Source organism: Aromatoleum anaerobium (assembly GCF_012910705.2).
Lineage (GTDB): Bacteria > Pseudomonadota > Gammaproteobacteria > Burkholderiales > Rhodocyclaceae > Aromatoleum > Aromatoleum anaerobium.
In genome coordinates, this window is sequence record NZ_WTVG02000037.1 from 363050 (window position 1) to 381469 (window position 18420).

The window sequence follows — 18420 nt, forward strand, 5'->3', positions numbered from 1 at the left end:
GATTTATTCGAAAAAAGAATAGAGTGGCGCGATGGAAACTCTCGAAATCCGCCAGTTGAGCGTCTTCGACGAAATCTACAAAACGCGCAGCGTCAGCCGCGCAGCCGACAACCTCGGGCTCGGCCAGCCGGCGGTGAGCATTGCGCTCGGCAAGCTGCGCGAGCATTTCGGTGACCCGCTGTTCGTGCGCACCTCGGCAGGCATGGAGCCGACGCCGCTCGGCGAGGAGCTGGCCGAGCCGATACGTGTGGCCGTCGCGGCGGTCGCGGCTGCCTCGGGTCATCGCGCCGAATTCGATCCGACGCGGGCGCGCCGCACGTTCCGCATCGCAATGACCGACATCAGCCAGCTCGTGCTGCTGCCCCGGCTGTGGGAACGGCTGCGCACCGTCGCGCCCGGCATCCATATCGACATCGCGAATCTCTCGGCGAACACCGCCGGCATGCTCGAGTCGGGCGAGGTCGACGTCGCGCTCGGCTTCATGCCGCAGCTCGAAGCCGGCTTCTATCAGCAGGCGCTGTTCCGGCAGCACTACGTCTGCATGGCGAGCGCGACGCACCCGCGGATTCGCGGCAGCCTGACGCTGGCGCAGTTCGAAGCCGAGGAGCACGCCGTCGTCAGCACTTCCGGCACCGGCCACCTGATCATCGACCGCGAGATCGCGCGCCAGGACATCAAGCGCCGCGTCGTGCTGCGCATCCCGAGCTTCGTCGGCATCGCCTACGTCGTCGAGCGCACCGCGCTGCTCGTGACGATCCCGCAGCGCCTGGGCGAACTGCTCGCCGACGGGGAGCGGCTGCGCGTGTACCCGGTGCCTTTCCCGCTGCCCGAATACGCTGTCAAGCAGCACTGGCACGAGCGCTACAACAACGATCCCGGCAACCGCTGGCTGCGCGGGTTGATCCAGGAATTGCTGTCGACGCCGCTCGCGCCGTGAGAAAGCGGGGTGCGTGGAGCGACGATTCGCGACCGCAGCTCGGTCACAAGAGCTGGATTTCACCGCTCCGCGTGCTTGAATTGAATGACCTTTTCGTGCGCGAGCCCAATGCATTCACGCGTCGCGCTGCACGCTTTATGGTGGGTTCGGAGCGAAAGGTATGAGAGGGCCGGGATCTTATCTTCGGCAGTCGGTTGGCAGTGAGCCGAGCGGTCGAACAGTTCTGATGACCGTGCCCGCCATGCAACAGCCAGTCATCGTGAGGCAGATCATGCGCAGCCTTAAATTCGTTACGGCGTCGTCGGCATTCATTCTGGGCGGGCTCATCGCGCCTGCGGCCATGGCTGCGGAGGCCGGTACCGAGGGCCTCATTTCCATTGTCCCGTCGGAAATCAAATGGGCCGATGCGCCGTCCGTCGGACCGGGCGCCAAAATCGCGGTCTTGGAAGGCGACCTGAAGCAGGCGGTGCCGATCACTTTCCGCCTGAAGCTCCCGCCCAACTTCACGATCCCGCTACACACGCACCCGCTGTTCGAACGCGTCACGGTGCTCTCCGGCACCTTCCATCTGGGTATCGGGGAGACGGTCGACAAAACGAAAGCCAGAGCCTATCCGGCTGGCGGCGTGACGATGATCCCAGCAGGCATGCCGATGTTTGCGTATACGGCCGACGAGGAAACGATCGTCCAGATTCACGGGACGGGCCCGTGGGGCATCTCTTACCTCGACTCCGGAGCCGCAGGGAAGTAAATTCCCAGGCCGGCCAGAGGCGAATGCGTGCCCCAGCGCGGCGCGTTCGGGCATGAAAAAGCCGTTGAACCTCGCGGATCAACGGCTTTCGAAAACGTGGTGGTGATGGGCGGAATCGAACCGCCGACCTATGGGTTATGAATCCATCGCTCTAACCGTCTGAGCTACATCACCACGCGAGCCTGCTAATATATAGGTTTGGGAAACGAGGCGTCAAGACGCGCTGATGAAGAAACTCTACATCCGCACCTTTGGGTGCCAGATGAACGAGTACGACTCCGACAAGATGGCGGACGTGCTCGGGGCCAGCGAAGCGCTGGTGAAGACCGACAATCCGGAAGAGGCGGACGTGATCCTCTTCAACACCTGCTCGGTGCGCGAGAAGGCGCAGGAGCGCGTGTTCCACGATCTCGGTCGCGTTAAGCATCTGAAACAGTCGAACCCGAATCTGATCATTGGCGTCGGCGGTTGCGTCGCGAGCCAGGAAGGCGATGCGATCGTCGCGCGTGCACCGTACGTCGACATCGTGTTCGGCCCTCAGACGCTGCACCGCCTACCGCAGCTGATCGCCGAACGCCGCCACAGTGGACGGTCGCAGGTCGATATCTCGTTCCCGGAGATCGAGAAGTTCGACAACATGCCGCCGGCGCGCGTTGAGGGCGCGAGCGCGTTCGTGTCGATCATGGAAGGCTGTTCGAAGTACTGCACGTTCTGTGTCGTGCCCTACACGCGCGGCGAGGAAGTGTCGCGCCCGCTCGACGACGTGCTCGCCGAAGTCGCGGGGCTCGCCGGGCAGGGCGTCAGGGAAGTCACGCTGCTCGGGCAGAACGTCAACGCGTGGCGCGGCGAGATCATGCGCGGCGGCGGGGAGCAGGGCGATTTCGCGTTCCTGCTCGAATGCGTCGCCGAGATCCCCGGCATCGAGCGCCTCCGCTACACGACCTCGCATCCGCGCGAGATGACGCAGCGGGTGTTCGACGTCTACGCGGCCATTCCGAAGCTCGTCAGCCATCTGCATCTGCCGGTGCAGTCGGGCTCGGATCGCATCCTCGCGGCGATGAAACGCGGCTATTCGGTGCTCGAATTCAAGTCGGTCGTCAGGAAGCTGCGCGCGGCGCGACCGGACCTGTCGCTGTCCTCGGACTTCATCGTCGGCTTCCCCGGCGAGACCGAAGAAGATTTCGAGAAGACGATGAAGCTCATCGACGAAGTCGGTTTCGATGCCTCGTTCAGTTTCGTCTATAGCCCGCGGCCCGGCACGCCGGCTTCGGATCTCGCGGACCCGGTGCCGCAGGAAACCAAGTTGCGCTGGCTCGCGCGGCTGCAGAAACGCATCGACGAACAGGCGCAGGCGATCAGCCAGGCGATGGTCGGGCGGGTCGAACGTGTGCTGGTCGAAGGACTGTCGCGCAAGGACGCGAGTGAACTGGCGGCGCGCACCGGCAACAACCGCGTCGTCAATTTCGTCGGCCATCCGCGTCTCATCGGGCAGTTCGTCGACCTGACGATCACTGCCGCACTGCCGCACAGCCTGCGCGGCGAAATCGTCACAACGGAGAGTTGAATGGGGCGTCCGACGGAAGTGGTCCTCGAGCCGGTCGACAACGAGCGGCTTGCCAACCTGTGCGGCGCGCTCGACGAGAACCTGCGCCAGATCGAAACGGCGTACGACGTGACGATCGCACGTCGTGGCGAATGTTTCACGCTGCAGGGCAGTCCCGCGCAGATGCAGCTCGCGGCGAAGGCGCTCAGCGAGTTCTATGAGCAGGCCGACGAGCACCTCTCGGTCGACGACATCCAGCTCGGGCTGATCGAGCTCGCGAACCGCCGCCAGTCGGACCAGCCGGCGCCGGCGCTCCTGACGCGCAAAACCGAACTGCACGGGCGCACGCCGCGCCAGATCGACTACCTGCGCAACATCCAGGCGCACGACATCACGTTCGGCATCGGCCCGGCCGGTACCGGCAAGACCTATCTTGCGGTCGCGAGCGCCGTCGACGCGTTCGAGCGCCAGCTCGTTGAGCGCATCATCCTGACGCGCCCGGCGGTCGAGGCGGGCGAGCGCCTCGGCTTCCTGCCCGGCGACCTTGCGCAGAAAGTCGACCCCTACCTGCGCCCGCTGTACGACGCGCTGTACGACCTGATGGGCTTCGACCGCGTCGCCAAGCTCTTCGAGCGCGGCAGCATCGAGATCGCGCCGCTCGCGTTCATGCGCGGGCGCACGCTGAACCACGCCTTCATCATCCTCGACGAGGCGCAGAACACGACGCCCGAGCAGATGAAGATGTTCCTGACGCGCATCGGCATCGGCGCGAAGGCGGTCGTCACCGGCGACCTGACGCAGGTAGACCTGCCGCGCGGCAACCGCAGCGGCCTGCTCGAAGCGCGCGAAGTGCTCGCGACGGTGCGCGGCATCGCCTTCACCGAGTTCCAGAAGGAAGACGTCGTGCGCCATCCGCTGGTCGCCCGCATCGTCGAGGCCTACGACAACCAGACCGCGCGCGACGCCCAGGCTGCGCTCGCCCGCAAACCGTGAGCGTGGACACCGAAACTGCGCCGTCTCGTCTCGCGTTGTCGGTGCAACGGGCGATCGGGACCGAGAACCGTGCCCGTTCGCCCGCCAGCGCGCTCATCCGGCGCTGGGCGCTCGCCGCGTTGCAGGATGACGCCGAGGTGACCGTCCGCCTCGTCGGCGAAGCCGAAGGGCGGCGCCTCAATCGGGACTATCGCGGCAAGGATTACGCGACCAACGTGCTGACGTTCGTCTACGACGAAAGCGAGACGCTGGCCGGCGATCTGGTGCTGTGCGTTCCCGTCGTCGCGCGCGAGGCGGCCGAGCAGGGCAAGCCGCTCGAAGCCCATTTCGCGCACCTGATCGTGCACGGCATGCTGCATCTGCAGGGGTTCGACCACGAAGCGCCCGACGAGGCCGAGGAAATGGAAGCCCTCGAAACCCGCGTGTTGGCAACGCTCGGCTATCCGGACCCTTACGCCTGAGGCGTGCCATCCTTACGCCTGAGCGTGCATTCTCGACTATACCGACTCCATGGACAGTCTCCCCGGCAAACCCCTTTCATTGCTTGAACGGCTTTCGGCGCTGCTGTCGCGCGAGCCCGAAGACCGTGGTGAACTCATGGCGCTGCTGCACTCGGCGTTCGAGCGCAACCTGCTCGATGCCGACGCGCTCTCGATCATCGAGGGCACGCTGCAGATGTCCGACTTGCAGGTCAGCGACGTGATGGTCCCGCGGTCGCAGATGGAGGTGATCGGGGTCGACGACCCGATGGACAAGATCGCCAGCTTCGTCATCGAGACCGGCCATTCACGCTTCCCCACCGTCGGCGAAAGCAAGGACGACGTCGTCGGCATCTTTCTCGCGAAGGACCTGCTGCGTTATTTCGTCGGGCAGGAGTTCGAGTTGCGCGATGCGTTGCGGCCGGCGGTGTTCGTGCCGGAGACCAAGCGCCTGAACGTGCTGCTGCGCGACTTCCGCGTCAGCCGCAATCACATGGCGATCGTCGTCGACGAATACGGCGGCGTCGCCGGGCTCGTGACGATCGAGGACGTGCTCGAGCAGATCGTCGGGGAAATCGAGGATGAATACGACAGCGACCTCGACGGCGACAACATCCGGCTCATGCAGGACGGGCGTTACCGCGTCAAGGCGACGACCGAGATCGCCGACTTCAACACCGCTTTCGCGACTAATTTCAGCGACGCCGACGTCGACACGATCGGCGGCCTGGTGATCCGCGCCCTGGGCCGCTTGCCGCAGCGTGGCGACACCGTGGTCCTCGGAGACATGAAGTTCCAGGTGCTGCGCGCGGACAGCCGGCGGGTGTATACGCTGCTCGTCGAGCACGCGATGCCGGTCGCGGACGCGAGACAGGCGTGATGCGCGTGCTTCACACGAAACGCGGTGGCTGAGCGCTGATGGTCCGGATCGTGGTGCTCGCGGCGCTGGCGGGCGGCGTATCAGTGTTCGCGTTCGCGCCGTTCGAGTATTTCCTGCTCGGGCAGGTCAGCCTTGCGCTGCTGACGCGCGTGCTGCGCGGCGTGCGTGACGCTCGCGCCGGCTTCCTGATCGGGTTGGCGTGGGGATTCGCGTCCTTCGTCGGCGGCGTGTCGTGGCTGTACATTGCGCTGAACCGGTACGGCGGCATGCCGGCGCCGCTGGCCGGCCTCGCGATCGCGCTGTTCTGCGCCTATCTCGCGCTGTTTCCGGCGGTTGCCGCGGCGCTCTTTGTGCATTTTCGCCGCGGCGCCGCGTTGCGTCAGGCCGCGCTGTTCGCCGGGCTGTGGACGCTCGGCGAGGCGCTGCGCGGGTGGATCTTCACCGGCTTTCCGTGGCTGGCGATCGGCTATTCGCAGACGCCGCCGAGCCCGCTCGCGAGCTTCGCGCCGGTGCTCGGTGTCTATGGCATCGGCATGCTGCTCGCGCTCGTCGCGTCCCTCGTCGCGTTGACCGAGTGGAGGAAGGTGGGCCCGTCGGCGACGGGCTGGGCCGTCATCATCGTCGTCGGTGTCGCGGGCCACCAGCTGGGCAAGGTGAGCTGGACGGTGCCGGCCGGCGAACCGGTGGTGGTCGCGCTGATCCAGACGAACATCGAGCAGGGGCTGAAGTGGCGCCCGGAACGTCTCGCCGAGTGGCTGCAGACCAACGCCCGGCTCGCCCGCGAGCACGCGGCCGATCTCATCGTGCTGCCCGAAACGACGCTGCCGCTGCTGGCCGACCGCCTGCCCGTGGGCTACCTGGACGAACTTGCCCGCGACGCCCGGGCTGGCGGCGGCAATCTCGTGCTCGGCGTCTTTCTGCGCGATGCGCAGGGCGGCATCTACAACGCTGCGCTGAGCGTGGGCGCATCCCCGAGCCAGACCTACGCGAAGCGCCATCTCGTGCCGTTCGGCGAATATTCGCCGCCGCTGTTCGGCTGGTTCTACGACCTCGTCGATATCCCGATGTCCGACCAGACGCGCGGCGCGCCGGACCAGGCGCCGATGAAGCTCGGGGAGCAGCGCGTCGCCGTCAACGTGTGCTACGAGGACCTTTTCGGCCGCGAGCTGATCCGCAGCCTGCCGGACGCGACGCTGATGCTGAACATCTCGAACCTCGCGTGGTACGGCGATTCGTTCGCGCAGCCGCAGCACCTGCAGATCGCCCGCATGCGGGCGCTCGAAACCGGCCGGCCGATGCTGCGCTCGACGAACACCGGCATGACCGCCGTGGTCCGGCCGGATGGCAGCGTTTCAGGCATGCTGCCGCCGTTCACGCAAGGGGCGCTGCGTGTCCCGGTGCAGGGCTATGAAGGGCTGACGCCGTATGCGCGCTGGGGCGACCGCGCGGCGCTGCTGCTGGCACTGGTTGCGGTCGGCGCGGGCGTTGTCGGGGCGCGGCGGCCACTGGCCGGCAGGCTGAAAACGGTGTCCGGCTAGGCTGCACAGCAACAATTCCCGTGCAAACGAGACTAAACGTCGCCGGTGTCGGCGAATGCCAGTAAAATCCGCTTCTTTGCGTTCGCAGCGCGGCCCGCTGGCCGCCTCCCCGCCGTCCGAGACCATGTCCCCGCATAAACCCACGTTCCAGCAAGTCATCCTCACGCTCCAGCAGTTCTGGGGCGAGCGCGGCTGCGTGCTGCTGCAGCCGTACGACCTCGAAGTCGGCGCCGGCACCTCGCATACCGCGACCTTCCTGCGCGCGATCGGCCCGGAGCCGTGGAACGCCGCGTATGTGCAGCCGTCGCGCCGGCCGAAAGATGGCCGCTACGGCGAGAACCCGAACCGGCTGCAGCATTACTACCAGTTCCAGGTCGTGCTGAAGCCGTCGCCGCTGAACATCCAGGAGCTGTACCTCGACTCGCTGCGTGCGCTCGGCATCGACACCAATGCGCACGACATCCGCTTCGTCGAGGACGACTGGGAGAACCCGACGCTCGGCGCGTGGGGGCTCGGCTGGGAAGTGTGGCTCGACGGCATGGAAGTCACGCAATTCACGTATTTCCAGCAGGTCGGCGGCCTCGACTGCAAGCCGGTGCTGGGCGAGATCACGTACGGCGTCGAGCGCCTCGCGATGTACCTGCAAGGCGTCGAGAACGTCTACGACCTCGTCTGGGCGGTCTATCCGGACGGCTCGAAAGTGACCTACGGCGACGTCTTCCACCAGAACGAGGTCGAGCAGTCCACCTACAACTTCGAGCATTCGAACGTCGATTTCCTGTTCTCGCTGTTCGGCAACTACGAGGCCGAAGCGAAGCGGCTGATGGAAGCCGGCCTCGCGCTGCCGGCCTACGAGATGGTGCTGAAGGCGGCGCACAGCTTCAACATGCTCGATGCGCGCGGCGCGATCTCGGTCACCGAACGCGCGGCGTATATCGGCCGCATCCGCAACCTGTCGCGCGCCGTCGCGCAGGCCTATTTCGCATCCCGCGAGAGTCTGGGTTTCCCGATGCTGAATCAGAATTCTTCGCCGGAGGCGACGTGATGACCACCGCGACCCTGCTCGTCGAACTGCTGACCGAAGAGCTGCCGCCCAAAGCGCTGCCGCGTCTCGGCGAGACTTTCGCCGCCCGCATCCACGAGGGGCTGAAGGCGTGCGGTCTCGTCGCGGAAGACCAGCCCTTCCGCTGGTTCGCCGCACCCCGCCGGCTCGCGATCACGGTGCCGGCCGTGCGCGCCGCCGCGCCGTCGCGCGAAGTCACCGAAAAGATCATGCCGATGCAGGTCGCGCTCGACGCCGAAGGCCGGCCGACGCCGGCGCTGCTGAAGAAGCTCCAGGCGAAGGGCATCGCGCCGGAAGCGGTCGCGAGCTTCGAACGACGCCTCGACGGCAAGGCCGAGGCGCTGTTCTATACGCGCGTCGAACCGGGTGCCTCGCTCGACGACGTGCTCGCGGCGATCGTGCACGATGCAGTGAAGGCGCTGCCGATTCCGAAGCTGATGCGCTGGGGCGCAGGGGACGCGCAGTTCGTCCGGCCGGTGCACAAACTCGCGATGCTGCACGGCGCGCGTGTCGTGCCGGGCCGCGTGCTCGACCTCGATGCCGGCCGCGTGACGATGGGGCACCGCTTCATGAGCCGCGGCGAGATCGAGCTCGCGACCGCAGAAGCGTACGAACCGACGCTGCTCGCCGAAGGCAAGGTGATCCCGGACTTCGTCGAACGTCGTGCCGACATCGAGCGCCAACTCGTCGCGAGCGCGCAAGAGCAGGGTGTGAGCCTCGGCGAATATGCGGACCTCCTCGACGAGGTCGCCGCGCTCGTCGAACACCCGACGGTCTACGTCGGCGAGTTCGAAGCCGAGTTCCTCGCCGTGCCGCAGGAATGCCTGATCCTGACGATGCGCGCGAACCAGAAATACTTTCCGCTGTTCGATGCGGCCGGCCGCCTCCTGAACCGCTTTCTGATCGTCTCGAACATGCGCCTCGCCGACCCGTCGAACATCGTCACCGGCAACCAGCGCGTCGTGCGTCCGCGCCTGTCGGATGCGCGCTTCTTCTTCGAGCAGGACCGCAAGCACACGCTCGACAGCCGTCTGCCGCGCCTGGCGCCGGTCGTCTACCACAACAGGCTTGGCAGCCAGCTCGAACGCGTCGAACGTCTCGAGCGCCTCGCCGGGCGGATCGCCGGTCGGTTGCATGGCGACGTCGCTGCCGCCTCGCGCGCGGCGCGGCTCGCCAAAGCGGATCTCGTCACCGACATGGTCGGGGAGTTTCCCGAGCTGCAGGGCATCATGGGGCGTTATTACGCGCTCAACGACGGCGAAGGCGAAGTCGTCGCCGATGCCATCCAGTCGCACTACCAGCCGCGCTTCGCCGGCGACGCGCTGCCCTCGGGCAACACCGCGTGCGCAGCCGCGCTCGCCGACAAGCTCGACGCGCTCGTCGGCTTCTTCGGCATCGGCCAGTTGCCGACCGGCGACAAGGACCCGTTCGGGCTGCGCCGCGCGGCGCTCGGCGTGCTGCGCATCCTGATCGAGACGCCGCTGCCGCTCGACCTCGCGGCACTGGTTGCCGATGCCGCAGAAGGCTTCGGGCCGGGTCTGCTGACCGCCACGGATTTCGAGTCGCAGCTTCTGGACTTCATGTTCGAGCGCCTGAAAAACCTGCTGCGCGACGCGGGTCATGCCGTGGACGTCGTCGACGCGGTGCTCGCGCTGCGCCCGACGCGTATCGACCTCGTCCCGGCAAAACTCGATGCGGTGCGCGTGTTCCGCGGACTGCCGGAAGCCGAGGCGCTGGCCGCGGCGAACAAGCGGATCGTCAATATCCTGAAAAAAGCCGAGGACGAGCTGCCGGAACCGGACGTCGCGTTGCTGCAGGAGCAGGCCGAGAAGGCGCTGTTCCATGCCGTTGTCGAAGTCGCGCCGCTGGTGCGCTCGCACGTCGCGAACGAGGACTACACCGATGCGCTGTGCGCACTCGCCGGCCTGCGCGTGGCGGTCGACACCTTCTTCGACGACGTCATGGTGATGGTCGAAGAGCCGCTCACGCGCCAGAACCGCCTCGCGCTGCTGCGCCAGCTTGCCGGCCTGATGAACCAGGTCGCGGACCTGTCGCGGCTGTCTGCGTAAAGGCGCCCGATCGCGATGAAACTGATCATTCTCGACCGCGACGGCGTCATCAACTACGACTCCGACCAGTTCATCAAGTCGCCCGACGAGTGGAAGCCGATCCCTGGCTCGCTCGAGGCGATTGCGCGGCTCAACCAGTGGGGCTGGCGCGTCGTCATCGCGTCCAACCAGTCCGGCATCGGCCGCGGGCTGTTCGGCATGGACACGCTCAACGCGATCAACGAGAAAATGGTCAAGAGCCTTGCGCAGGTCGGCGGCCGGCTCGACGCGATCTTCTTCTGCCCGCATGCGGCGAACTCCACGTGCAACTGCCGCAAGCCCAAGCCCGGCCTGTTCCTGCAGATCGCCGAGCGCTTCAACGTCACGCTGGCCGGCGTGCCCTCGGTCGGCGACAGCCTGCGCGACCTGCAGGCCGGCGTGGAGGTCGGCTGCAAGCCCTACCTCGTGCTGACCGGCAAGGGACTCAAGACGCGCGACGATCCTGCGCTGCCCGAAGGAACGCTGATCTATCCCGATCTCGCCACGGTCGTCGCCGACCTCACTGCCTGAAGAAAACCCGTGATCGTCCTGCGCTCCCTGTTGTTTGCGATCGTCCTCGCGATCGTCACGCCGCCTTACGCGATCTTCGGCATGCTGACGTTTCCGCTTCCGCCGCACGTGCGCCATCGCATCATCACCTCGTGGGCGCCGCTCGTGATGTGGTTCGTGCGCCACCTGCTCGGCATTCGCTACCGCGTGCTCGGGCGCGACAACATTCCTGCCGGACCGGCGGTGATCTTGTCGAAGCACCAGTCGGCGTGGGAAACGATGGCGCTGCAGGTGATCTTCCCGCCGCTGTGTTTCGTGCTCAAGCGCGAGTTGCTGAGGGTGCCGTTCTTCGGCTGGGGGCTCGCGCAGATCCCGGGAATCGCGATCGACCGGGCGGCCGGCAAGGACGCGCTGACGCAAGTCGTCGAGCAGGGCCGGGCGCGCCTGGCGGAAGGCTTCTGGGTCGTCGTGTTTCCCGAGGGGACGCGCGTCGCGCCGGGGACGACGCGGCGCTACAAGCCGGGCGGGGCGTGGCTGGCGCAGAAGGCGGGCGTGCCGGTGGTGCCGGTGGCCCACAACGCCGGCGAATTCTGGCGGCGCAACGCGTTCCTGAAATATCCCGGCGAGATCATCGTCAGCATCGGGCCGGCGATCGGACCCGAGGGGCTCGACGCGAACGAGGTCAATGCCCGGGCCCAGCTGTGGATCGAGGCGGAGATGCATCGGCTGTTCCCGCATCACTATGCAGCCGGTGCGAAACGCGGCGGCGAGCCGGACAGCGGTGTCGTCGCGGCAGCGCGCCGGGGCTCTGGCGAGAACTGAAACTTCCCCGGTCAGTCCGCTTCGACGGTCGCGCCCGATTCCGGCCGCAACCCGTTTGGCGTGAACACTCTCCGCGGCCTGCCGCCGAAATGAAAAAAGCCCCGCGAGCGGGGCTTTTTGATGCGGTGCGAGCCGAGGCGTATCAGGCGGCCTTGGCCTTCTGGGCGCCCGCCTTCACCGAGGCGCCGACTGCCTTGACGGTGGCGTTGGTCGCGGCAGCCACGTTGGCTTCGGCGATCTCGGCGACTTGCTTGGCAGCCTTGCTGACGCTGTCGTAGGCGCTGTTTGCGGCGGCCAGCGCGGACTTGACAGCGGCAACGGCGACGTCGGAACCGGCCGGAGCGGACTTGGCGGCCTTGTCGAGCGCCGACGACAGGTTCTTGTTCAGTTCGGCGATCTGGGTTTCGACCAGCTTCGAGACTTCTTCCTGGCCCTGCGACGCGATCTCATAGACGCTGCGGTTGTAGGCGACGGCCTTTTCGACCAGCGGCTGGGCCAGGGCGGCCTGCAGGCTCACCAGTTCCTGCACGTCCTTCGCGCCGAGCAGGGCCTTCGAATTGGCGATGCTGTCTTCGAGGATCGAACGGGCGGTGTTCAGGTTGAGGGCGGCGAAGCGCTCGGCGCTGGCGAAAACGTTGTTGGCCAGGGTCAGCAGGGTTTCGACGTTGGCTTTGTTGGTCGCTGCAAACTGCTCGGGGGTAGCAAACATTTTTTCATCTCCTGAGGGTGGTGCTTCAATGATCTGCTCCGCAACTCTTTCGGTCTGCTTGGTGCGTCGCAACATGGTTTGGATTATAGGGGCGATGAAGCCCTTGTCAAGCGTTTTTTTTGTGCGTTGCACAATACTTGCGGAATAGTCGCGGGTGCTGTCCGGGCAAGGCTGAAAAAGTGGCGCAAGGTACGGTTTTTAAATAATGTTTCAGAATGTATGGGGTGAATTTTAGAGCGGAAAACAGGTACGGAAATTACCGTGATGTTGCAATTGCAACATCACGGTAAAAATGACTTGAGAATGACGAGGGTATTGGTGCACCGCCGGCGGATGCGGCGGTGCGGCAAGGTCAGCGGTGCTTGAAGTCGGGCTTGCGCTTCTCGACGAAGGCGGCCATTCCTTCCTTCTGATCGTCGAGGCCGAACGCGGCATGGAAAACGCGGCGCTCGAACAGCAGGCCTTCGTTGAGGCTGCCTTCGAATGCGCGATTGACCGATTCCTTGATCATCATCACGACCGGCAGCGAGAAATTGGCGATCTCGGTGGCGACTGCGAGCGCTTCGTCGAGCAGTTTGCCGGTCGGCACGACACGGGCGACGAGTCCCGAACGTTCCGCTTCCTCGGCCCCCATCAGCCGCGCGGTGAGGCACATGTCCATCGTTTTCGCCTTGCCGATCGCGCGCGGCAGGCGCTGCGTGCCGCCCGAGCCGGGCAGGATGCCGAGCTTGATTTCGGGCTGGCCGAACTTCGCGTTGTCGGCGGCGATGATCATGTCGCACATCATCGCCAGTTCGCAGCCGCCGCCGAGCGCGAAGCCGGCGACCGCTGCGATGACCGGTTTGCGGCAGGTCTTGACGCGTTCCCAGTTACGGGTGATGTAGTTGCCCTTGTAGGCGTCCATGTGCGAAAAACTCGCCATCGCGCCGATGTCGGCGCCCGCGGCGAAAGCTTTTTCGTTGCCGGTAATGACGATCGCGCCGATTCCCTCGTCGGCCTCGAAGTGGTCGAGCGCTTCCCACATTTCATCGACGACCTGGTCGTTGAGCGCGTTCATCGCCTTCGGGCGATTAAGGGTGATCAGGCCGACCCGGCCACGCGTTTCAACGAGGATGTTCTGGAAACTCATGCGTCTCATCTCCTGGTGATTGAGGCTTTGCTGGGGGTGTTATTTGGGTTTTATTGGGATGTTATTGGGGTTTTTGCGGCGCTTCGCTGCCCGGCTCCGCGGCCGAGCCTTTCGGCTGGATGACGGCCCGCACGCGTGAGTCACCGGCCGTTGCCGGACTGGTACCCGGCTGGTTCGTGACGAAGTATTTTTCGCTCAGGGCGTCGTATTCGATGTAATGCCCGCGCACTTCGTCGCCGCCGGATTCGACGCGCGCCTGATTGAAAAGGCGCGCCCGCTCCGCCCGGCTGTCGTATTCGATGCGCTCGGCCTCGCCCTCGACGAACGCGTTGCTGCCTTCGCGTTTCTGGCGGAACGTCGCGGGTCGTTTGTCGCTGCCGGTGGCCACGCCGGTCTGGAAGCCGTCCGGGCCCTGCGTCACGACGAGCCGATCGCCCTTGATGACGAGGGAGCCCTGCGTGAGGACGACGTTGCCTTCGAAGACGTGCACCTTGTTGCGGTCATCGACCGTCAGGTGGTTCGCCTCGATGTTGACCGGCTTTTCGCGGTCGGCGAGTTCTGCCAGCGCCGGCAGCGGCTGCAGTGCGGCGACGAGCCCGAGCGCGAGGAAGGCGAGTGCAGGGACGTGCTTCATGGTGGGGTCCGCGAGTTGCGTGGCATGAAAACGGTGACCCCGCCGAGCAGGTCGAGGGTGCCGAAAAGGTTGTCCGACTTGAGCCCGCCGGCGTGCGCGGTCGTCTTGCCTTGCGTGAGGACGACGGGGTCACTGGTCTCGGCGCGCTCGTCGTCGGGCCAGATTTTCAGGGTCTCGGAAGCGAAACTCATCGCCGGGCTGCCGGCAGTTGCCGCGCGGTGTACGCGCACGTCGCCGCTCAGGAGGACTTCGCTTCCGCCGTCGTGGACTTCGCCGGACTGCGCCGTGATGCGCAGTTCGCGGCCTTCGGAATCGTAGCGCAGCCGTGGACGCTCGAGTTCGGTAATGCCCGACAGGGGGTAGTTCGTGATCCGGTCGGCGAGCAGTTCGTAGCGTTGCTGCCCGTCGGCGCCGAAGCTGACCAGCCGCGTCTGCTCGGCGATGAAGTCCGGGTCGCGTCGCTGGTCGGTGCGGACCGCGCCGTCCTCGCCGCGGGTGACTCGCTCGAGCCACAGGGTCGCACCGGCCAGCACGACGAGCGCGACGAGCGGATAGAGTTGCAGGATCGACGGGCGCATCGCCGGCCTCAGGCGAGATAGGCCGAAAGCATCGCTTCGAGCCTGCCCTGTGCGGCCAGCAGGTAATCACACACTTCGCGCACCGCGCCGCGTCCGCCGGGTTTGCCTGCGACGTAGCCGACATGCCGCCGGACGAATTCGTGGCCGTCGGATGGCGCAGCCGAAAACCCGCATGCGCGCAGGATCGGCAGGTCGACGACATCGTCGCCCATGTAGCCGGCTTCGCTGGCGGGGATGTTCCGGCGCGCGAGCAACGCGTCGAGACAGGCGCGCTTGTCCTCGACGCCCATGTGCAGCTCGCGAATGCCGAGGTTCGCCGCCCGCAATTCGAGCGCGCGCGAACTGCGCCCGCTGATGATCGCGACTTCGATGCCGGCGCTCTGCAGCATCTTCAGCCCGTGGCCGTCGAGGCTGGAGAAGACTTTCAGCTCTTCGCCGTTGGGGGTGAAATACAGGCTCCCGTCCGTCATCACGCCGTCGACGTCGAAGCCCATCAGGCGGATGCGCGAGGCGTTTTCGCGGGTCGGCATCAGATCACCTTCGCGAGCATCAGGTCGTGGGTGGTCAGCGCGCCCGCGAGCGTGCCGTCGGCGCCGACGACGAGCAACTGGCTGATGCGCAGCCGTTCCATGATTTCGGCCGCCTCGACGGCGAGCGCGTCCGGATGGATGCTGCGCGGCGCGCGTGTCATGACTTCGGCAAGCGTCGCGGTGCGCGCGTCGCAGCCGCCCTCGAGCGCCCGGCGCAGGTCGCCGTCGGTGAAGATGCCGATCGGCGCCCCGCGGGCGTCGACGACTGCCGTCATGCCCATGCCGCCGCGCGTCATTTCGAGCAGGGCCGAGGTCATCGGGACGGTTTCCGGGACCTGCGGAACGCGGTCCGCGCCGCGCATCACGTCGCTGACATGCGTGAGCAGGCGCCTGCCGAGGCTGCCGCCCGGATGCGAGCGGGCAAAATCGTCGGCGCCGAAGCCGCGCGCATCGAGCAGCGCGACCGCCAGCGCGTCGCCGAGCGCGAGCGCCGCGGTGGTGCTGGCGGTCGGGGCGAGGTTCAGCGGACAGGCTTCCTCGCTGACCGCGGCGTCGAGATGGACATCGGCCTCGCGCGCGAGCGGCGAATCCGGCTTGCCGGTCATCGAGATCAGCTTCGCCCCCTGGCGCTTGACGAGCGGCACGATCGTTAGCAGCTCCTCGCTGGCGCCGGAGTTTGACAGTGCGATGACGACGTCTTCGGCGGTGATCATGCCGAGGTCGCCGTGCGCCGCTTCCGCCGCATGCACGAAATAGGCCGGCGTGCCGGTGCTCGCGAGCGTCGCGGCGAGCTTGCGCGCGATGTGGCCGGATTTCCCGATGCCCGTGACGATGACGCGGCCGTGGCGCTGCAGGATCAGCTGCACGGCGCGCTCGAAATCGGCGTCGAGACGTTCGGCGAGCGCCGCGACGGCGGCGGCTTCGATGCGCAGCACCCGGCGGGCGAGCACGACGCTGCGGGCTTCATGGGAGAGAGCGGGCGGGACTGGGTTCATAGGGTTCGAAGCGGTTACACTCTGACGCACGAGACGGCCGGAAAACCGGCGGCGAACAGCAGGCCCGGCGGCGCAAATCGAAGCTGCGAAGTATAGCAGACGGGCCGAGCGGCCCCGCATCGTGCACATTCCACCCATCACCCTCATTCATGCACAACACGCTCGAGCTGGTCCTGTTGCTCCTGGCGGCCTGCGTCGTCGTGGTCGCGGTTTTTCGCAGCCTGAGCTTGCCTCCGGTGCTCGGATACCTGCTCGTCGGCGCGGGAGTCGGTCCGCATGCGCTCGACCTGGTCGAAGCCTCGGACGGCGCGAGCCATCTGGCCGAGTTCGGGGTGGTGTTCCTGATGTTCTCGATCGGACTCGAGTTCTCGCTGCCGCGGCTGTTCGCGATGAAACGCATCGTGTTCGGGCTCGGCGCGGCGCAGGTGCTCGGATCGTTGCTGTTTACGATGCTGGCCGGGGCGATCTTCGGGCTCGGGTGGAGGGCGAGCTTCGCGCTCGGCGCGACGCTCGCGATGTCGTCGACGGCAATCCTCTCGAAGCTGCTGTCCGACCGCCTCGAACTCGACCGGCCGCACGGCAGGGAAACGATCGGTGTGCTGTTGTTCCAGGATATTGCCGTCGTGCCGCTGCTGATCCTCATCCCCGCGCTGTCGCAGCCGGCCGGGGAACTCGCCGGGACGCTCGGCATCGCGGCGCTCAAGGCCGCAGTGCTGCTCGCGCTGGTGCTCGTCGTCGGCCAGCGCGTGATGCGTTGGTGGTTTACCGTCGTCGCGCAGCGGCGCTCGGGCGAACTCTTCATGCTCAACGTGCTGCTGATCACGCTCGGGCTGGCGTGGCTTTCCGCAGCGGTGGGATTGTCGCTGGCACTGGGGGCGTTCCTGGCGGGCATGCTGATTTCCGAAACCGAGTACCGCTACCAGGTCGAGGAGGACATCAAGCCGTTTCGCGACGTGCTGCTCGGCCTGTTTTTCGTCACCGTCGGGATGTTCCTCGACGTCAGGCTGATCGTGGCGAACCTGGTGGCGGTGCTGGGACTGCTGGTGGCGCTGCTGGTATTCAAGGGGGCGATCGTCTTCGCGGCATCGCGAGCCTTCGGTTCGTCGAGCGGCACCGCGCTGCGCACGGCGCTGTGGCTGTGCGCCGGCGGCGAGTTCGGCTTCGTGCTGATCTCGCATATCGACGATGTCAGCCTGATGCCGGAGGCACTGCTGCAGATCACGGTTGCCGCGCTGGTGCTGTCGATGCTCGTTGCGCCGCTGATCGTGCAGCTGAGCGACAGGCTGGTGCTGCGTTTCGTCGCTTCCGAATGGCTGCTGCGCTCGATGGAGCTGACGCGCGTCGCTGCCCAGACGATGAACACCAGCAAACACATCATCGTCTGCGGCTACGGGCGCAGCGGGCAGTACATGGCGCGTTTCATGGAGCAGGAAAACGTCAGCTACGTGGCGCTCGATCTCGATCCGGAGCGCGTGCGCGAGGCGGGTGCGGCCGGCGATACCGTCGTGTATGGCGATGCGGCGCGTCACGAAACGCTGATGGCCGCGGGCATCATGCGGGCGAGTGCGCTGGTGATTTCGTTCGGCGAAGTCGAAGCTGCGCTGCGGGTCATGCATCGCGCCCACCTGCTGCGGCCGGATCTGCCGATTGTTGTGCGCGCCAGCGACGAGAAGGACATGGCGCGACTGTCGCAAGGAGGTGCCACCGAAGTGGTGCCGGAGGCTTTCGAAGGCAGCATCATCCTCGCCTCGCATGCGCTGGCGCTGATCGGCGTGCCGCTCAACCGCATCGTGCGGCGCATCCGCGACATCCGCAACCAGCGCTACGCGTTGATGCGCGGCTTCTTCCACGGCACCAGCGACGCGGCGGACGGGCCGGACGCGAACGAGGCGCGCCTGCGCTCGGTGACGCTGCCGGGCGGCGCCCGCGCAGTCGGCATGACGATCGGTGCGATCGGGCTCGGCGAGCTCGGCGTGGGCGTGTCGGCGGTGCGCCGGCGGAACATCCGGGGGCTGTCGCCGGGGCCGGAAACGCAGCTGGAGGAAGGCGATGTCGTCGTCCTGATCGGCGTTCAGGCCAATCTCGAACAGGCCGAGCGCCGCCTGCTCGGAGGGGTCTGAGCGCCTCTCGGGTGCCCCTGCGGCCGTCCGTGCTCTGCTAAACTCCGCCGTTTGACGATGCACGGGGTGATGCGCTGAAGCACTTGATCTTGGTGAAGTGCCGCTCGTCCCTGATGCGTTAG

The 18420-nt window shown here is 66.3% G+C and carries 18 protein-coding genes and 1 tRNA gene; 12 read left to right on the forward strand and 7 right to left on the reverse strand.

Annotation, left to right across the window (positions count from 1 at the left end; all coding sequences use genetic code 11):
• The first annotated feature begins 31 nt into the window (after positions 1–31).
• On the forward strand, positions 32–937 hold the full coding sequence (locus GO606_RS07715) for a LysR family transcriptional regulator (RefSeq protein ID WP_169117664.1): 906 nt from the start codon (positions 32–34) through the stop codon (positions 935–937).
• A 226-nt stretch (positions 938–1163) separates the two neighbouring features.
• Positions 1164–1688 (forward strand): cupin domain-containing protein, encoded by a 525-nt coding sequence (locus GO606_RS07720; protein WP_211166538.1) that lies wholly within the window; start codon positions 1164–1166, stop codon positions 1686–1688.
• A 97-nt stretch (positions 1689–1785) separates the two neighbouring features.
• Here GO606_RS07720 and GO606_RS07725 read toward each other — a convergent pair.
• Positions 1786–1862: transfer RNA gene (locus GO606_RS07725), tRNA-Met, on the reverse strand.
• 52 nt (positions 1863–1914) lie between these two features.
• On the opposite strand from GO606_RS07725, the gene miaB reads away from it, so the two are divergent.
• The 9 genes from miaB to GO606_RS07770 all read left to right on the forward strand — a co-directional run bounded on the left by miaB (position 1915) and on the right by GO606_RS07770 (position 11603).
• Entirely contained in the window at positions 1915–3252 is a 1338-nt protein-coding gene (gene miaB / locus GO606_RS07730) for a tRNA (N6-isopentenyl adenosine(37)-C2)-methylthiotransferase MiaB (protein ID WP_169117663.1), read from the forward strand.
• The gene (locus GO606_RS07735; RefSeq protein WP_169117662.1) at positions 3253–4224 is read left to right on the forward strand and encodes a PhoH family protein; all 972 of its coding nucleotides are present in this window, start codon (positions 3253–3255) and stop codon (positions 4222–4224) included.
• Positions 4225–4226: 2 nt separating this feature from the next.
• Positions 4227–4685, forward strand: a complete 459-nt coding sequence (gene ybeY / locus GO606_RS07740; RefSeq protein ID WP_246979443.1) for an rRNA maturation RNase YbeY — start codon at positions 4227–4229, stop codon at positions 4683–4685.
• Between the two features lie 49 nt (positions 4686–4734).
• Complete coding sequence (locus GO606_RS07745) at positions 4735–5583, forward strand: CorC family transporter (protein WP_211166537.1); 849 nt, start codon at positions 4735–4737, stop codon at positions 5581–5583.
• Between the two features lie 38 nt (positions 5584–5621).
• Positions 5622–7121, forward strand: coding sequence for an apolipoprotein N-acyltransferase (gene lnt / locus GO606_RS07750; RefSeq protein WP_169117660.1), 1500 nt, complete (start codon positions 5622–5624; stop codon positions 7119–7121).
• Between the two features lie 124 nt (positions 7122–7245).
• A complete protein-coding gene (gene glyQ, locus GO606_RS07755; protein WP_169117659.1) occupies positions 7246–8166 on the forward strand; it encodes a glycine--tRNA ligase subunit alpha in 921 nt (306 codons plus the stop codon).
• A complete protein-coding gene (gene glyS / locus GO606_RS07760; protein WP_169117658.1) occupies positions 8166–10253 on the forward strand; it encodes a glycine--tRNA ligase subunit beta in 2088 nt (695 codons plus the stop codon). The genes glyQ and glyS overlap by 1 nt, the downstream gene beginning before the upstream one ends.
• 15 nt (positions 10254–10268) lie before the next feature.
• Positions 10269–10802, forward strand: a complete 534-nt coding sequence (gmhB, locus tag GO606_RS07765; protein ID WP_169117657.1) for a D-glycero-beta-D-manno-heptose 1,7-bisphosphate 7-phosphatase — start codon at positions 10269–10271, stop codon at positions 10800–10802.
• 9 nt (positions 10803–10811) lie between these two features.
• Positions 10812–11603 carry a lysophospholipid acyltransferase family protein gene (locus tag GO606_RS07770; RefSeq protein ID WP_169117656.1) on the forward strand — a complete coding sequence of 264 codons (792 nt, stop codon included), beginning with the start codon at positions 10812–10814 and terminating at the stop codon, positions 11601–11603.
• Between the two features lie 142 nt (positions 11604–11745).
• Here the strand turns inward: GO606_RS07770 and GO606_RS07775 are convergent, their stop codons facing one another.
• The 6 genes from GO606_RS07775 to GO606_RS07800 form a co-directional block, all read right to left on the reverse strand.
• Positions 11746–12312 carry a phasin family protein gene (locus GO606_RS07775; protein WP_169117689.1) on the reverse strand — a complete coding sequence of 189 codons (567 nt, stop codon included), beginning with the start codon at positions 12310–12312 and terminating at the stop codon, positions 11746–11748.
• Positions 12313–12664: 352 nt separating this feature from the next.
• On the reverse strand, positions 12665–13441 hold the full coding sequence (locus tag GO606_RS07780; RefSeq protein ID WP_169117655.1) for an enoyl-CoA hydratase: 777 nt from the start codon (positions 13439–13441) through the stop codon (positions 12665–12667).
• 61 nt (positions 13442–13502) lie between these two features.
• Positions 13503–14075, reverse strand: a complete 573-nt coding sequence (lptA, locus tag GO606_RS07785) for a lipopolysaccharide transport periplasmic protein LptA (RefSeq protein WP_169117654.1) — start codon at positions 14073–14075, stop codon at positions 13503–13505.
• On the reverse strand, positions 14072–14653 hold the full coding sequence (gene lptC, locus GO606_RS07790; protein ID WP_169117653.1) for an LPS export ABC transporter periplasmic protein LptC: 582 nt from the start codon (positions 14651–14653) through the stop codon (positions 14072–14074). Before lptC ends, lptA begins: the two co-directional genes overlap by 4 nt.
• An 8-nt stretch (positions 14654–14661) precedes the next feature.
• Positions 14662–15183 (reverse strand): KdsC family phosphatase, encoded by a 522-nt coding sequence (locus GO606_RS07795; protein WP_169117652.1) that lies wholly within the window; start codon positions 15181–15183, stop codon positions 14662–14664.
• On the reverse strand, positions 15183–16178 hold the full coding sequence (locus GO606_RS07800; RefSeq protein WP_169117651.1) for a KpsF/GutQ family sugar-phosphate isomerase: 996 nt from the start codon (positions 16176–16178) through the stop codon (positions 15183–15185). The genes GO606_RS07795 and GO606_RS07800 overlap by 1 nt, the downstream gene beginning before the upstream one ends.
• Positions 16179–16327: 149 nt before the next feature.
• On the opposite strand from GO606_RS07800, the gene GO606_RS07805 reads away from it, so the two are divergent.
• Positions 16328–18298, forward strand: a complete 1971-nt coding sequence (locus tag GO606_RS07805) for a monovalent cation:proton antiporter family protein (RefSeq protein WP_169117650.1) — start codon at positions 16328–16330, stop codon at positions 18296–18298.
• The last annotated feature ends 122 nt before the right edge of the window (positions 18299–18420 follow it).

Bases quoted from the DNA above. Each gene is read 5' to 3' on its own strand.
- GO606_RS07720 (WP_211166538.1), top strand. From the start codon at position 1,164: ATGACCGTGCCCGCCATGCAACAGCCAGTCATCGTGAGGCAGATCATG.
- GO606_RS07775 (WP_169117689.1), bottom strand. From the start codon at position 12,312: ATGTTTGCTACCCCCGAGCAGTTTGCAGCGACCAACAAAGCCAACGTC.
- GO606_RS07800 (WP_169117651.1), bottom strand. From the start codon at position 16,178: ATGAACCCAGTCCCGCCCGCTCTCTCCCATGAAGCCCGCAGCGTCGTG.
- GO606_RS07795 (WP_169117652.1), bottom strand. From the start codon at position 15,183: ATGCCGACCCGCGAAAACGCCTCGCGCATCCGCCTGATGGGCTTCGAC.
- glyS (WP_169117658.1), top strand. From the start codon at position 8,166: ATGACCACCGCGACCCTGCTCGTCGAACTGCTGACCGAAGAGCTGCCG.
- GO606_RS07735 (WP_169117662.1), top strand. From the start codon at position 3,253: ATGGGGCGTCCGACGGAAGTGGTCCTCGAGCCGGTCGACAACGAGCGG.
- GO606_RS07715 (WP_169117664.1), top strand. From the start codon at position 32: ATGGAAACTCTCGAAATCCGCCAGTTGAGCGTCTTCGACGAAATCTAC.
- lptA (WP_169117654.1), bottom strand. From the start codon at position 14,075: ATGAAGCACGTCCCTGCACTCGCCTTCCTCGCGCTCGGGCTCGTCGCC.
- glyQ (WP_169117659.1), top strand. From the start codon at position 7,246: ATGTCCCCGCATAAACCCACGTTCCAGCAAGTCATCCTCACGCTCCAG.
- gmhB (WP_169117657.1), top strand. From the start codon at position 10,269: ATGAAACTGATCATTCTCGACCGCGACGGCGTCATCAACTACGACTCC.
- lnt (WP_169117660.1), top strand. From the start codon at position 5,622: ATGGTCCGGATCGTGGTGCTCGCGGCGCTGGCGGGCGGCGTATCAGTG.
- miaB (WP_169117663.1), top strand. From the start codon at position 1,915: ATGAAGAAACTCTACATCCGCACCTTTGGGTGCCAGATGAACGAGTAC.
- GO606_RS07780 (WP_169117655.1), bottom strand. From the start codon at position 13,441: ATGAGTTTCCAGAACATCCTCGTTGAAACGCGTGGCCGGGTCGGCCTG.
- GO606_RS07745 (WP_211166537.1), top strand. From the start codon at position 4,735: ATGGACAGTCTCCCCGGCAAACCCCTTTCATTGCTTGAACGGCTTTCG.
- GO606_RS07805 (WP_169117650.1), top strand. From the start codon at position 16,328: ATGCACAACACGCTCGAGCTGGTCCTGTTGCTCCTGGCGGCCTGCGTC.
- lptC (WP_169117653.1), bottom strand. From the start codon at position 14,653: ATGCGCCCGTCGATCCTGCAACTCTATCCGCTCGTCGCGCTCGTCGTG.